General features: G+C 65.2%; 12 protein-coding genes. 4 read left to right on the forward strand and 8 right to left on the reverse strand.

All coding sequences use genetic code 11. The features are described from left to right. Window positions 1–79: 79 nt before the first annotated feature. Window positions 80–463, reverse strand: coding sequence for a hypothetical protein (locus LWC34_RS33905; protein ID WP_308200180.1), 384 nt, complete (start codon window positions 461–463; stop codon window positions 80–82). 208 nt (window positions 464–671) lie between these two features. Here LWC34_RS33905 and LWC34_RS33910 point away from each other — a divergent pair, with 208 nt between their 5' ends. After that, window positions 672–1,439 carry an alpha/beta fold hydrolase gene (locus LWC34_RS33910; RefSeq protein WP_233729347.1) on the forward strand — a complete coding sequence of 256 codons (768 nt, stop codon included), beginning with the start codon at window positions 672–674 and terminating at the stop codon, window positions 1,437–1,439. Window positions 1,440–1,482: 43 nt separating this feature from the next. Here the strand turns inward: LWC34_RS33910 and LWC34_RS33915 are convergent, their stop codons facing one another. The 7 genes from LWC34_RS33915 to LWC34_RS33945 all read right to left on the reverse strand — a co-directional run bounded on the left by LWC34_RS33915 (window position 1,483) and on the right by LWC34_RS33945 (window position 10,096). Next, entirely contained in the window at window positions 1,483–2,169 is a 687-nt protein-coding gene (locus LWC34_RS33915; RefSeq protein WP_233729348.1) for a response regulator, read from the reverse strand. Beyond that, window positions 2,166–4,712 (reverse strand): DUF4118 domain-containing protein, encoded by a 2,547-nt coding sequence (locus LWC34_RS33920; RefSeq protein WP_233729349.1) that lies wholly within the window; start codon window positions 4,710–4,712, stop codon window positions 2,166–2,168. Before LWC34_RS33920 ends, LWC34_RS33915 begins: the two co-directional genes overlap by 4 nt. A gap of 26 nt (window positions 4,713–4,738) precedes the next feature. Then, window positions 4,739–5,332, reverse strand: coding sequence for a potassium-transporting ATPase subunit C (locus tag LWC34_RS33925; RefSeq protein WP_235730438.1), 594 nt, complete (start codon window positions 5,330–5,332; stop codon window positions 4,739–4,741). Between the two features lie 5 nt (window positions 5,333–5,337). Further along, a complete protein-coding gene (kdpB, locus tag LWC34_RS33930) occupies window positions 5,338–7,416 on the reverse strand; it encodes a potassium-transporting ATPase subunit KdpB (RefSeq protein WP_233729351.1) in 2,079 nt (692 codons plus the stop codon). After that, window positions 7,413–9,071: a potassium-transporting ATPase subunit KdpA gene (gene kdpA / locus LWC34_RS33935; RefSeq protein ID WP_233729352.1), complete on the reverse strand. Its 1,659-nt coding sequence runs from the start codon at window positions 9,069–9,071 to the stop codon at window positions 7,413–7,415. The genes kdpB and kdpA overlap by 4 nt, the downstream gene beginning before the upstream one ends. Beyond that, window positions 9,071–9,172: a K(+)-transporting ATPase subunit F gene (gene kdpF / locus LWC34_RS33940; protein ID WP_209640507.1), complete on the reverse strand. Its 102-nt coding sequence runs from the start codon at window positions 9,170–9,172 to the stop codon at window positions 9,071–9,073. The genes kdpA and kdpF overlap by 1 nt, the downstream gene beginning before the upstream one ends. 366 nt (window positions 9,173–9,538) lie before the next feature. Next, window positions 9,539–10,096 carry a TetR/AcrR family transcriptional regulator gene (locus LWC34_RS33945; protein ID WP_233729353.1) on the reverse strand — a complete coding sequence of 186 codons (558 nt, stop codon included), beginning with the start codon at window positions 10,094–10,096 and terminating at the stop codon, window positions 9,539–9,541. 84 nt (window positions 10,097–10,180) lie between these two features. On the opposite strand from LWC34_RS33945, the gene LWC34_RS33950 reads away from it, so the two are divergent. From LWC34_RS33950 to asnB, 3 genes are all read left to right on the forward strand, one after another. After that, window positions 10,181–10,909, forward strand: a complete 729-nt coding sequence (locus LWC34_RS33950) for an NmrA/HSCARG family protein (RefSeq protein ID WP_233729354.1) — start codon at window positions 10,181–10,183, stop codon at window positions 10,907–10,909. After that, on the forward strand, window positions 10,909–11,763 hold the full coding sequence (locus LWC34_RS33955; RefSeq protein WP_233729355.1) for an alcohol dehydrogenase catalytic domain-containing protein: 855 nt from the start codon (window positions 10,909–10,911) through the stop codon (window positions 11,761–11,763). Before LWC34_RS33950 ends, LWC34_RS33955 begins: the two co-directional genes overlap by 1 nt. Before the next feature lie 86 nt (window positions 11,764–11,849). Then, entirely contained in the window at window positions 11,850–13,628 is a 1,779-nt protein-coding gene (gene asnB / locus LWC34_RS33960; RefSeq protein WP_233729356.1) for an asparagine synthase (glutamine-hydrolyzing), read from the forward strand. Window positions 13,629–13,639 lie beyond the last annotated feature (11 nt).

The raw sequence follows: 13,639 nt of genomic DNA on the forward strand, positions 1-13,639 counted from the left end.
GTTCCCCGCGTTAGGTGACCTTCACGGCAAAACAACAAAGCCGCCGAGTCCGGCAGACTCGGCGGCTTGCCGGAAATGATCATTCTTTCCCGGTGAAACCCCAGGCTTCCAATGCGGTGGCGACGAACTCGCCGCCCATCGTGTTGGCTTGATCGGCACGACCAAGCCTGCGGGCAGGACGGTCGTCGTCGTCTTCGACCAACTCGCCGTCGAGAACCGGAACCATCTCGATGACCTGGTTTTTCTCCGCATTGGGATGGCGCCAGCCGTCACCACAGCCATTGGGGCATGGGTGCTCTAGTTCGCGCAGCACCCCGTCGGGGCATGGCTGCTGCCACCGCAACACGCCCGCGCCCCGGCACATCGGGCACTCACTTGGGTACCTGGCCGACACCGCCACAGGCACGACAATAGTCCCTGCGATTGGGTGCCATTCCGGACCCGAGACAGACTGGGCACTCATTCACACTGCTCACCTTCTTCGTCGTCGCTGGCGAACAGGCCCTCCACATATGAAAGAATCTCGGAATGGTCTGGTCCATAGCAACAAAAACCGCCCGATCGTGTGATCACCCGTGACCGGGACGTTATCCCGGGCCGACCGATGAGTTTCCGTCGCGACGGCGGTCTACCTCTCAAGAACACCGCGAACCAAAGAGAGGAACACCGTTATGGGCACGGCAGTATCCGCGGACGGCACCAAGATCGCTTTTGAGCACGAGGGCACAGGTCCTGCCGTGATTCTGGTGGACGCGGCCGGCGGTTACCGCGATTTCAACTCGCTGCGCCCGCTTGCCGACCTGATCGCGGCGAAAGGCTTCACGACCTACACCTACGACCGCCGAGGCCGTGGCCTGAGTTCGGACACGCAGCCTTACGCAGTCGAACGGGAAATCGAAGATCTGGCCGCCGTGATCACCGCGGCAGGCGGACAAGCTTCGGTTTACGGCTGGTCCTCGGGTGCTTTACTCGTGATGCGAGCGGCGGCCGTTGGACTGCCGATCACCCGGCTCGCCGTGTTCGAGCCACCACATGGCGGCTCGGATGAGCACGACGACGAAGTCCGAGTTCAGCTCGAAACCCTTGTCGAGCAAGGGAAAAGGGGCGCGGCGGTTGATCTTTTCCACCAGGTGATCGGTGTGCCGGAAGAGATCATGGCCCAGATGGACCCGATCAAGCCGATGCTGGAGAAGATCGCGCACACCTACCCGTACGACTGGACGATCGCCGGAACCACAACCGACAAACACATCGCCGCGGTCCCGGTGCCGACGTTGGTGCTCGACAGCACGGCCACAGGCAAGGAAATGAACGAAGGCGTGGAAGCCGTGGCCCGGTTGATCCCGCAAGCGACCCACAAACGCCTGGACGGCGAGTGGCATGGCCTCCCAGACGAGGTGCTCGCCGCCGAGCTGGCCTCCTTCTACAAGACCTCGTGAGTGGTTAGCAGGGTTAGAACACGGCTAACCACTCACGAGGTTTTCAGTTCACCTCAAAGCGGTAACCCATCCCTGGTTCGGTCAACAGGTGCTTCGGCTGGGACGGCTGCGGCTCGAGCTTGCGCCGCAGCTGAGCCAGGTACACCCGCAGGTAGTGGGTCTCCGCCGCATAGGCGGGTCCCCACACCTCCTGCAACAGCTGCTTCTGCGCGACCAACCGGCCCTTGTTGCGGACCAGGACTTCGAGCACGCCCCACTCCGTCGGGGTCAGGTGCACCTCGGCGCCTTGCTTGAGCACCTTCTTCGCGGCGAGGTCCACGATGAACGAGCCCGTGTCCACCACAGCCTGTTCGTCGCCGGGACCGGCCACTGTGGAGCGCCGGACGGCCGCCCGCAACCGCGCCAGAAGTTCGTCCATGCCAAAGGGTTTCGTCACGTAGTCGTCCGCGCCCGCGTCCAGCGCCTCGACCTTGTCGCCGGAGTCGGTCCTTGCCGACAGCACGATGATCGGCACGGTCGTCCAGCCACGCAGCCCGGCGATCACCTCGGTGCCGTCGATGTCCGGCAGGCCGAGGTCGAGCACCACGACGTCCGGTTTGCCCTCGGCCGCCGCGCGCAGCGCCGCCGCGCCGTCGTGCGCGGTGATCACCTGGTACCCGCGCGCCGACAGGTTGATCCGCAGCGCGCGGACGATCTGCGGCTCGTCGTCGACCACCAGTACCTTCGTCATGCCTTGGCCTCCGGAAGTGAGATCACGACGGTCAGCCCGCCGCCAGGCGTGTCCTCGGCTCTGATCGTGCCACCCATCGCCTCGGTGAAGCCCTTCGCCACGGACAATCCCAGCCCGACACCGGTCCCCCGGTCGTTGAGCCGTTGGAACGGCTGGAAAACCGTCGGAGCCGTCCCTTTCGGCAGGCCAGGCCCGTGGTCCACCACCCATAGCTCGACGTGGTCACCGTAAGCACTGGCGCGCAACGCGACCGCTGGCTCGTCCGCGCTGACCTTGCCGTCGCCGTCCACATCGACGTTGCGGCGAGGCGTCAGCGTTCCGTGCCGCACGGCGTTGTCCACGACGTTTGCGATCACCCGTTCCAGCAGGCCAACGTCTGCGCGGACCAACGGCAGCCGGTCGTCCACGTCGACCGCGATCGTGGCACGTCCGTCCAAACCGGACAACGCACGCGCGACGACCTCGTAGTACCCCACTGCCTTGATACGCGGCTCGACTGCGCCGGTAGCCAGCCGAGATGAGTCAAGGAGGTTGTCCACGAGGCCAGCGAGCCGATCGGCGGACTCCTCCACAGTCTCCAGCAGCTCGGCCGTGTCTTGCTCGGACAGCGCCAGATCAGACGCGCGCAGGCTGCCAACCGCGGCCTTGATCGAGGTCAACGGCGTCCGCAAGTCGTGCCCAACGGCCGAAAGCAACGCGGTCCGCAGTTCCGTGGTTTCCGCGCGGCGCTGCGCCTGGTCCGCTTGAGCCGCCATTCGCTGCTGGCGCAACGCGAGCAACGCCTGCCCGGCAGCAGCCTCGAGAACCCGACGGTCGTGCGCAGGCAATGCCTTGCCACGCAACGCCAAATGCACGTCGTTCGTGACCGGAATGTCCACATCGGCCTCGTCGGGCTCGTCACACGGACTCTCGCCAACGCAGGCGACGCGGTTCCACTCGCCGTCGGTTTTCTCCAGCAGTGCCACCGAATGCAGGCCGAAGTTCTCCCTGACCTTGTCCAGCAACCGGTTCAGCGGCTCGTCATGCGTCAGCACGGTCCGCGAATACGACGCCAGCAACGCCGCCTCGGTACGTGCCCGCGCCGCCAGCTCGGCTCGACGAGCCGCACGGTCGACCACGACCGCGACCATGATCGCGACAACGACCATCGCCACGAGAGTCACGACGTTCTGCTGGGCGTTCACGGTCAGCGTGAAGAACGGCTCGGTGAAGAAGAAATTCAGCAACGCGGCGCTGAGAATCGAGGCGAACAAAGCGGGTCCGAGACCACCGACCAACGCGACCACGATCGTCGCGAGGAAGTAGTCGATCACGTTCGTCGACAGGATCAGGTCATCCCGCAGCCAAACCCCGACCAGCGTGGCCAATGCGGGCAACACCACCGACAACGACCAGCCAATGATCCGGCGGCGCCGGGAAATCGGGCTGCGGGCCAGCTTCGCACGCAACCGCCCGCCGGATTCCTCGTGCGTGACCATGTGCACGTCGATCGGCCCTGACCGCTGCACCACAGCGGCGCCGATGCCTTCGTCGAACACCCTTTGCAGCCGCGACCTGCGCGAAGTGCCCACCACGAGCTGCGTCGCGTTGACACCACGGGCGAAGTCGAGCATCGCCGTCGGCACGTCGTCGCCGACGACCGTGTGGAAGGTCGCGCCGACGTCCTCGGTCAGCTTGCGGAGCTTGCCGAACGCGCCAGGGCTGACCCCGGCGAGGCCGTCGCCACGCAGGATGTGCAGAACCATCAGCTCGGCGCCCGCTCTGGCCGCGATCCGGCTGCCGCGCCGGATCAACGTCTCACTCTCCTTGCCCCCCGTGATCGCCACGACCACCCGCTCCCTGGCCTCCCAGGTGTCGGTGATCGCCTTTTCCGCCCGGTACCGCCGTAGCGCCACATCCACCTGGTCCGCCACCCACAGCAAAGCAAGCTCGCGCAACGCGGTCAGGTTGCCGGGCCGGAAGTAGTTGGCCAGCGCGGCGTCGATCTTGTGTGCCGGGTAGACGTTGCCGTGCGCGAGCCTTCTGCGCAGCGCCTCCGGTGTGATGTCGATCAGTTCGATCTGTTCGGCACGGCGGACAACCCCGTCCGGCACGGTCTCCTGCTGGCGGGCGCCGGTGATCCGTTCGACGACGTCGTTGAGGCTTTCCAGGTGTTGCACGTTCACCGTGGACAGCACGTCGATCCCGGCTTCCAGCAGCTCCTCGACGTCCTGCCAGCGCTTGGCGTTGCGGCAGCCGGGGACGTTGGTGTGCGCGAGCTCGTCGACGACCGCGACTTCCGGCTTGCGGGCAAGCACGGCGTCGATGTCCAGCTCGTCGAACTGCTTGCCCCGGTGCTCGATGTGCTTGCGTGGCATCACTTCGAGATCGGTGAGCAGTTCGGCAGTCTTGCTCCGCCCATGCGTCTCCACCAGGCCGACGACCACGTCGGTGCCGCGCTCCCGGCGCCGGTGGGCCTCGCCGAGCATGGCGAAGGTCTTACCGACACCGGGAGCAGCGCCTAGATAGATCCGCAGCTCGCCGCGACGACGCTTGTAGTCCACGTCGCCAGTGTGCGCTCTCGGGCCGCTCACCCGCGCTTCATAGCCGCAACGGCCAGGTTGAGCTTGAGCACATTCACGCCGGGATCACCGATGCCCTGCGTGGTGTTCTCGCTGATCAGCGCCTGCACCTGGCCAAGAGACTGGCCGTTTTCCCTGGCCACGCGTGCCGCCTGCAGTTGGGCGTACGCCGGGCTGATCTGCGGGTCGAGACCGGACCCCGACGCGGTCACGGCGTCCGCCGGAACCTGCGAGGGGTCCACGCCTTCGCGCTTGGCGATGGCGTCTTTGCGTTCCTGCACGACCTTGATGTAGTCCTCGTTGGCCGCGCCCTTGTTCGAGCCGAGTGAACTGCTCGGATCGGCTGGGCCAAGTGGGTCCTTGGCCAGGGCGGAGGGCCTCGTGTGGAAGTACGGGTCGTGGTTGGGGTCCTGGGCCACCGGGTCGATCCCGATCAGCTCGGAGCCGACGTTCTGGCCGTTCTGGCTGATGATCGATCCCTCGGCGTTCGACTCGAGCCCGGGAATCCGGGACACGGCCCAGACCGCGAGCGGGTAGAGGATGCCGAGAATGACCGTCAGGACGATCAGGATCCTGAGCCCGGCCCATGCTTGCTTCACCATCGTCGTCACATTCCCGGGATGAGTCGGACCAGCAGGTCGATCAGCCAGATGCCGATGAACGGCGTGACGATCCCGCCGAGGCCGTAGACCAGCAGGTTTCGCCGGAGCAGCGACCGCGCGCTGGACGGCCGGTACCGCACGCCGCGCAGGGCGAGCGGGATCAAGGCCACGATGATCAGCGCGTTGAAGATCACCGCGGACAGGATCGCCGAGTTCGGTGAGTGCAGCCGCATGATGTTCAGCTCGCCGAGTTGTGGGTAGATCCCGGCGAACATGGCAGGCAGGATCGCGAAGTATTTCGCCAGGTCGTTGGCGATGGAGAACGTGGTCAGCGCGCCCCGGGTGATCAGCAGCTGCTTGCCGATCTCGACGATCTCGATCAGCTTGGTGGGGTTGGAGTCCAGGTCGACCATGTTGCCGGCCTCTTTGGCGGCCATGGTGCCGGTGTTCATCGCCACGCCGACGTCGGCCTGTGCCAGGGCCGGGGCGTCGTTGGTGCCGTCGCCGGTCATCGCGACCAGCCGGCCGCCCTCCTGTTCCTTGCGGATCAGGGCCATCTTGTCTTCCGGCTTGGCCTCGGCGAGGTAGTCGTCCACCCCGGCCTCGTCGGCGATCGCCTTGGCGGTCAACGGGTTGTCGCCGGTGATCATGACCGTCTTGATGCCCATGGTGCGCAGCTCGTCGAACCGTTCCCGCATTCCGGGTTTGACCACGTCCGACAGCCGGATCACGCCACGGACCGTGTTGCCATCGGCTACCACCAGCGGCGTACCGCCCTCGGCGCTGATCTTGTCCACAATGGTGTGGACCTCGTCCGGGACCACGCCACCTTGCTCGCTGACCCAGGCCTGCACCGCACTGGCCGCGCCCTTGCGCACGATCCGGCCGTGCAGGTCGATCCCGGACATCCGGGTCTGCGCGGTGAACGGAACGAACTCCCCCGCCTTCTCCGCGCCAGTGGACTCCACCGCCAGCCCGTACTCCCGAGCGCAGAGATCCACGATGCTGCGGCCTTCCGGCGTCCCGTCCGCGAGGCTGGACAGCCGGGCCACGACGGCCACATCTTCCACTGTGGAGGTTCCGACCGGGATCAGCTCGGTCGCCTGGCGGTTTCCGTACGTGATCGTGCCGGTCTTGTCCAGCAACAGCGTGCTGACGTCACCCGCGGCCTCAACCGCCCGACCCGAGGTCGCCAGCACGTTGCGCTGCACCAACCGGTCCATGCCCGCGATGCCGATCGCCGAGAGCAGCGCGCCGATCGTGGTCGGGATCAGGCACACCAGCAAGGCAGTGAGGACGATGACCGATTGCAGGCTGCCCGCGAACCCGGCCATCGGCTGCAGGGCCACGACCGCGAGCAGGAAGATGATCGTGAGCGTCGACAGCAGGATGGTCAGCGCGATCTCGTTCGGCGTCTTCTGCCGTTCGGCGCCTTCGACGAGGGCGATCATTCGGTCCACAAAGGACTCGCCTGGCTTTGTGGAGATCTTCACGACGATCCGGTCGGACAGAACCGTGGTGCCACCCGTGACGGCGGAACGGTCACCACCCGATTCCCGGATGACCGGCGCGGACTCACCCGTGATCGCGGATTCGTCCACGGTCGCGATGCCCTCGATGACGTCGCCGTCACCCGGGATCACTTCCCCTGCCTCGACGACGACCAAGTCGCCGATCTTCAGTTCGGTGCCAGGAACCCTTTCCTCGACATTGTCGGCGATGAGCCTGCGCGCGACAGTGTCCTTTTTGGTCCGTCGCAGGGTTTCGGCCTGCGCCTTGCCCCGGCCTTCGGCAACGGCCTCGGCAAGGTTGGCGAACAGGACCGTGAACCACAGCCAGATGGCCGTGCCGATGGTGAACACGCCAGGGTCGCCGATCGCGAACACCGTGGCGAGCAAGGAACCCACCCACACCACGAACATGACCGGGTTACGGGCCTGGTGACGCGGGTTGAGCTTGCGCAACGCGTCCGGGAGGCTCTCGACGAGCTGCTTGGGATTGAAGATCCCGGCACCCACCCGGCCCGCGTTCTCCACGTGATGCCGGGTCTCCTCCTTCGGGGTGCGCGTCATGGTCGTGCTCATATCAATGCCTCTGCGATTGGGCCCAACGCCAGGGCCGGGATGAACGTGAGCGCCGCGACGAGAATGACCGTGCCGACGAGCATGGTCGCGAACAGCGGGCTGGTGGTGGGCAACGTGCCCGCGGTCTCCGGCACTTTGCGTTGCGCCGCAAGCGAACCCGCCAGGCACAGCACAGCGACGATCGGAATGAACCGGCCAAGCGCCATGCACACGCCGAGCGTGGACTGGAACCAGTCGCTGGTCACGGTGATGCCCGCGAACGCACTGCCGTTGTTGTTGCTCGCCGATGTGTAGGCGTAGAGGACTTCGGAGAACCCGTGTGCCCCAGGGTTGTTCAACGCGCCCGAGGTGCCCGGGATCAGCAGGGCCGCGCCCGTACCGAGAAGGACGCACGTGGGCATGGCGAGAATCGCGATGGCCGCGCACGTGACCTCACGCTTGCCGAGCTTCTTACCCAGGTATTCAGGGGTTCGGCCGACCATCAGCCCAGCGAGGAACATCGCGATGATCGCCACAACCAAGATGCTGTAGAGGCCGGTGCCGACACCGCCCGGGCTGAGCTCGCCGAACATCATGTTGAGCAACGTCCCGCCGCCGCCGAGGCCGCTGAAGCTGTCGTGCATCGCGTTGACCGCGCCGGTCGATGTCGACGTGGTGGCGTTGGCGAACAGCGCGGAACCTGGGATGCCGAAGCGGACTTCCTTGCCTTCCATGCCACTGCCCGCGAGCAGCGCCAACGGGCCGTTCGGGTGCGCTTCGGCCCACCAGATGACCGTGAGCATTCCGCCCCAGAGCACGCCCATCACGGACAGCAGGACCGCGCCTTGGCGCTTGTTGCCGACCATGACACCGAAGGTCCGGGTGAGACAGACCGGGATCACCATGATCAGGAAGATCTCGATCAGGTTCGTCCACGAGCTCGGGTTCTCGAACGGGTGCGCGGAGTTGGTGTTGAAGATGCCGCCGCCGTTCGTCCCGAGTTCCTTGATGGCTTCCTGGGAAGCGGCCGGAGCAAGAGCGATCGTGCTCGATGAGCCATCCACATTGGTCACCGCGATCCCAGACTTCAGGCTCTGCACGACACCAAGGGCAATGAGTGCGATCGCGAAGACGAAGGAGATCGGCAGCAGAATCCGGACCGTGCCGCGCGTCAGGTCAACCCAGAAGTTGCCGAGCCGATCCGTCTTGGCCCGGATGAACCCGCGCACCAACGCGATCGCCACCACAAGCCCCACCGCCGCCGACACGAAGTTCTGCACAGTCAGGCCGAGCATCTGAACCGCGTGGCCCATGGTGGTCTCGGGTACGTAGGACTGCCAGTTCGTGTTGGCGACAAAGCTGATCGCCGTGTTGAACGCGACACCAGGGTCGACCGTGCGACCGAAGTTGAAGGGCAGCAACGGTTGCAGCCGCTGGATCAAGTACAGCAGGACAACCGAGACGAACGAGAACGCCAGCACACCGGACGCGTAAGTCTTCCAGTGCTGTTCCGACCGTGGCTCCACCCGCGCGACCCGGTAGATCGCCCGCTCGATTTTGAGGTCCTTCTCGCTGGTGAACACGCGGGCCATGTAGTCGCCCAGCGGCTTGTACACCAGCGCCAAGGCCAGCAGAAGAAGGCCGACCTGCGCTAGGCCGGCCCATGTCGACGACATCAGAACTTCTCCGGTCGAATCAGCGCGACGAACAGATAGACGAGGAGGGCGAGAGCCAGCACGGCTGCGACGATGTTGGCGAGATCCCCAGTCCCGCTCACAACCGCTCCAGCCCACGCAAGACCAGTGCCAGCACGGCGAAAACGCCGATCAGCAGCACCGCATAGGCCAAGTCGGCCATGTGCGCTCCCATCTCAAGCGACTCGGGACACCCCGATGGTGACCCGGCTGGGATGAGCGTGCATCGGCGAACCGCCCGATCAGGGATCACCTGATGGGGTCTTTATGCGGGTGACCACCGCATTTACGCGATCCTGAGGTCTCCGGTCACGCACAGTCCGCCGACTAGGCCATTCGAGGGGCGCAGCGGTCAGTGGCGCATAACACAGAGCAAACCCCGGTAGAGAGGTCGCGAAGCCGAAAGAAAGAGGAAAGAAAGACGTTTTTGTCGAATGATTGAGGGCGGCTTACCGCGGCACCGTCAGGCCGTACATTGCCGTGGAGAGCAACTTGCTCATCAGCTCCGACGATCCACCTGGTTGCTGAGCCACCCACGCCAGACCCAGCGCAAGCGCGATCACCTCGTAAACCGTGAGGTCGCCACGAATCCGGCCGGTTTCCTGCGCCCCTTGCAGCAATTTCCCGCCTGATGCCCGCATCGCGGCACATGACGCGTGCAGCGATGAGTCCTCATCGGACAGTGCGGCCATGATGGATTCCGGCAGCCCCTGATACGTCCGTGCCCCGGTCGCCAACTCGTCCAGCCAGGTCAGCAGCGCCGCATCTGGCTCCGACGACTCAAGCAAGCGCTCGGCCCGTTCTCGCAGGACTTCGAAGCCACTGTCCAATATGGCCTCCAGCAAGGCCTCCCTTGTTGGGAAATGCCGGTACAGCGTGCCGATGCCAACCCCGGCTCGACGTGCGATGTCACGCAGCGAAGCCTCCGTTCCATGTTCTGCCACAGCCTCCCGGGCCGCGGCCAGCAGCAGTTCACGGTTGCGTTGCGCGTCAGCCCGTTCAGGCATGTCACACCTTCCGAAGTTGACAAGCGGAGCACTGCTCCGGAACTATCGGAGCAGTGCTCCGCTTACTGTATCAAGGGGGAAGGTGTGACGATCCTGGTTACCGGCGCGACCGGGCGGCAAGGCGGCGCGACCGCCCGTCGCCTGCTCGCCGAAGGCAAGAACGTACACGCGCTGGTTCGCGACCGCGACAGCAAAGCTGCCCTTGACCTGGCCAAAGCGGGCGCCGAGCTAGCAGTCGGCGATATGGACGATCGCGGCAGCCTCGACGCGGCCATCGAGGGCGCGAGTGGGGTGTTCAGCATTCAGCCCGCGCCCGGCGACCCAACCAAAGAACTCCAGCGGGGCATCAACGTCGCCGACGCCGCACGAGCCGCAAAAGTTGATCACCTGGTCTACGCGTCGGTGGCCAGCGCTGATCTGGCGACCGGCGTGCCGCACTGGGAAAGCAAATGGCAGATCGAGCAACACATCCGGCGCATCGGCATACCCGCGACCATCCTGCGCCCGGTGGCGTTCATGGACACGTTCGCCAGCCTCGATTTTCCCTGGCCGGACGATCAATTGATCCAACTGGTCGCGGTGGACGACATCGGTGCGCTGGCCACAGCGGCTTTCGACGGGCAGTTCATCGGCGAGGTGATCGAACTGGCCGGTGACGAGTTGACGCCCAGCCAGATCAAGACGGCGATGGACGGCCAGAAACGACCAGAAGTGCTCACACAGCAACGCTTTGCCGGATGGAACGCGGACATCCCCGTCCTACGAAAAAGATTCCCATGGCTCAAGGACTTCAAAACATGGCTGGAGGCGTGATGCGCTCAGTTGTTGTCACCGGTGTCGGCACGGTCGAGGTACGGGACGTGCCCGAACCGCACGCCCAAGCGGGCGAGATCCGGATCAAGGTCGCCGGGGCCGGTCCCAACTACGCCGACCTGCGCATCATCGGCGGCGGGAACATCGGCAACGGGATCGGCCTCGAACTGGCCGGAATCGTCGACGAGATCGGCCCCGGAGTCGAGAACGCGCAACTGGGCACAGCGGTCGCGACCATCCACATCCCTTGGGGCAAGCCAGGATCAGCTTCCGAATACGTGGTCGTCCCCGCCACCCACGCCGCGAAGATCCCAGACGGCCTTGACATCCTGGACGCCGCCACAGTGACCCTGAATTCCCTGACCGCGGCGCAGCTTCTCGCCGGAGCCAGCACAGGAAGCCTGCTGGTGACCGGCGCAGCCGGAGGAGTAGGTGGCTACGGCGTCGCCCTCGCCGCCCGCGCAGGCTGGGAAGTCACAGCCCTGGCCCGCGCCACAGACACGGAGTTCCTACGAAGGGCCGGGGCCGCCCGCGTGATCACAGCCCTAGAGGACGGCTTCGACGCGGTGCTCGACACCGCGCTACTCAACGAGGCAGCCGTCAAGGCCGTCCGCGACGGCGGCACCTATCTGGGCGTCTACCCAGGCGCGGAGCCGCCGTCGGAACGCGGGATCGTCGTGACGTCCACAATGGTCGAACCCGATGGCGTAGCCGCACAGGAAATGCTTGCCCTGACGGCGAAAGGCGTCCTTGAGGCACGGCGCGCCGGAACCGTGCCATTCGAGGAAACAAAGGTGGCGTACGAGGCGCTCGTTATGGGCGGACAACGTGGCCGATGGGTCCTTACTGCCTGATTGTCCAGAACGTCACGCTTGCATAACACACTTGTATTAGCTCACTATCTAGTTGTACGGAACGTACCCAGGAGGTGACAAATACGATGTGTGGGATTACCGGTTGGGTCTCCTATCGACGCAACCTCACGCATGAGCAGGCGATTGTCGACGCGATGACGCAGACCATGTCCTGTCGCGGTCCGGATGCGGCAGGGACGTGGTCTGAGCCGAATGTCGCCCTCGGTCACCGCCGTCTCGCTGTCATCGATCTGCCCGGTGGCGCGCAGCCGATGCGCGTCTCCACCCCCGACGGCGATGTGGTGATGGTCTACAGCGGTGAGGCGTACAACTTCACCGAACTCCGCAACGAGCTCAATGACCAGGAGTTCTTCTCCGACAGCGACACCGAGGTCGTCCTGCGCGGCTACCTGCGGTGGGGTCCCGCGGTCGCCGATCGGCTGAACGGGATGTACGCGTTCGCGATCTGGGACGGGCGCACGCAGGAACTCGTGATGATCCGCGATCGGATGGGCATCAAGCCGTTCTACTTCTACCCCACCCCCGACGGCGTGCTGTTCGGCTCCGAGCCCAAGGCGATCTTCGCGAACCCGCTGGCCAAGCGCGTGATCGACGTCGACGGGTTCCGCGAGCTGTTCGGCTTCATCAAGACGCCAGGCCACGCGACCTGGCAGGGCATGCGGGAAGTCGAGCCAGGCACGATCGTCACCGTTTCCAAGGACGGCATCAAGACCCGCACGTACTGGCGGCTGGAAGCCAAGCCGCACCGGGATTCCGTTGAGGACACCGTGCTGCACGTGCGGGAACTGCTCGACGACATCGTGCGCAGGCAGCTGGTCGCGGACGTGCCGCGCTGCGTGCTGCTGTCCGGCGGGCTGGACTCCAGCGCGATCACCACGATCGCGGCCAACCAGCTCGACGAGCCAGTGCGGTCCTTCTCGGTCGATTTCGTCGGCCAGACCGAGAACTTCCAGCCAGACGAGCTACGCGCCACGCCCGACACGCCATACGTGCACGACGTCGCCGACTACGTGCACACCGACCACACCGACATCGTGCTCAACCACAGCGAGCTGTCCGACCCCGAACTGCGCCGCAAGGTCATCACCGCGCGGGACATCCCGGTCGGCCTCGGCGACATGGACGCGTCACTTTACTTGCTGTTCAAGGCAATCCGCGGGAAGTCGACAGTCGCGTTGTCCGGGGAGTCGGCTGACGAGATCTTCGGTGGGTATCGGCAGTTCCACGACCCGGTGATCCAGCAGACCGACTTCTTCCCCTGGTTGATGCTGGCCCGCACCATGCACCACGAGTCGTCCCTTACCCCGGAGCTGGAGAAAGCTCTCGACCTGCGGACGTTCCTGACCGACTCCTACTCCTCGGCAGTGGCCGAAGTGGACAGGGTCGACGGCGAGGACGAGTTCACCCACCGGATGCGGGTGATGTCGTACCTGCACCTGACCAGGTTCGTCCGGATCCTGTTGGACCGCAAGGACCGCATGTCCATGGCCGTCGGGCTTGAGGTGCGCGTGCCGTTCTGCGACCACCGGCTGGTCGAGTACGTCTACAACGCGCCATGGTCGATGAAGACCTACGACGGCAGGGAGAAGAGCCTACTGCGCGGCGCGGCCAAGGACGTCCTGCCACAGTCCGTTGTGGAACGGGTGAAGAGCCCGTATCCGTCCACACAGGACCCGTTGTACCTGGCGGACATCGAACGGCAGGCCAACGCGCTGCCCGCCGATCACCCGGTGTTCTCGTTGATAGACCGCAAAGCCCTGCCCGGCGGGCATCGCTACACATTGGAGCGGACGTTGTCCTTGGCGACCTGGCTGGACATATATCAGCCCGAAGTGGTGTTCTAACTTGTGTGAAC

It is taken from the genome of Kibdelosporangium philippinense (assembly GCF_021390435.2).
Classification (GTDB): domain Bacteria; phylum Actinomycetota; class Actinomycetes; order Mycobacteriales; family Pseudonocardiaceae; genus Kibdelosporangium; species Kibdelosporangium philippinense.

What these genes read in the sequence shown, in the direction of transcription:
- LWC34_RS33925 (WP_235730438.1), bottom strand. Translation starts at nt 5,332, where the DNA reads ATGGTGAAGCAAGCATGGGCCGGGCTCAGGATCCTGATCGTCCTGACG.
- kdpA (WP_233729352.1), bottom strand. Translation starts at nt 9,071, where the DNA reads ATGTCGTCGACATGGGCCGGCCTAGCGCAGGTCGGCCTTCTTCTGCTG.
- asnB (WP_233729356.1), top strand. Translation starts at nt 11,850, where the DNA reads ATGTGTGGGATTACCGGTTGGGTCTCCTATCGACGCAACCTCACGCAT.
- LWC34_RS33905 (WP_308200180.1), bottom strand. Translation starts at nt 463, where the DNA reads ATGAGTGCCCAGTCTGTCTCGGGTCCGGAATGGCACCCAATCGCAGGG.
- kdpB (WP_233729351.1), bottom strand. Translation starts at nt 7,416, where the DNA reads ATGAGCACGACCATGACGCGCACCCCGAAGGAGGAGACCCGGCATCAC.
- LWC34_RS33910 (WP_233729347.1), top strand. Translation starts at nt 672, where the DNA reads ATGGGCACGGCAGTATCCGCGGACGGCACCAAGATCGCTTTTGAGCAC.
- LWC34_RS33945 (WP_233729353.1), bottom strand. Translation starts at nt 10,096, where the DNA reads ATGCCTGAACGGGCTGACGCGCAACGCAACCGTGAACTGCTGCTGGCC.
- LWC34_RS33915 (WP_233729348.1), bottom strand. Translation starts at nt 2,169, where the DNA reads ATGACGAAGGTACTGGTGGTCGACGACGAGCCGCAGATCGTCCGCGCG.
- LWC34_RS33955 (WP_233729355.1), top strand. Translation starts at nt 10,909, where the DNA reads ATGCGCTCAGTTGTTGTCACCGGTGTCGGCACGGTCGAGGTACGGGAC.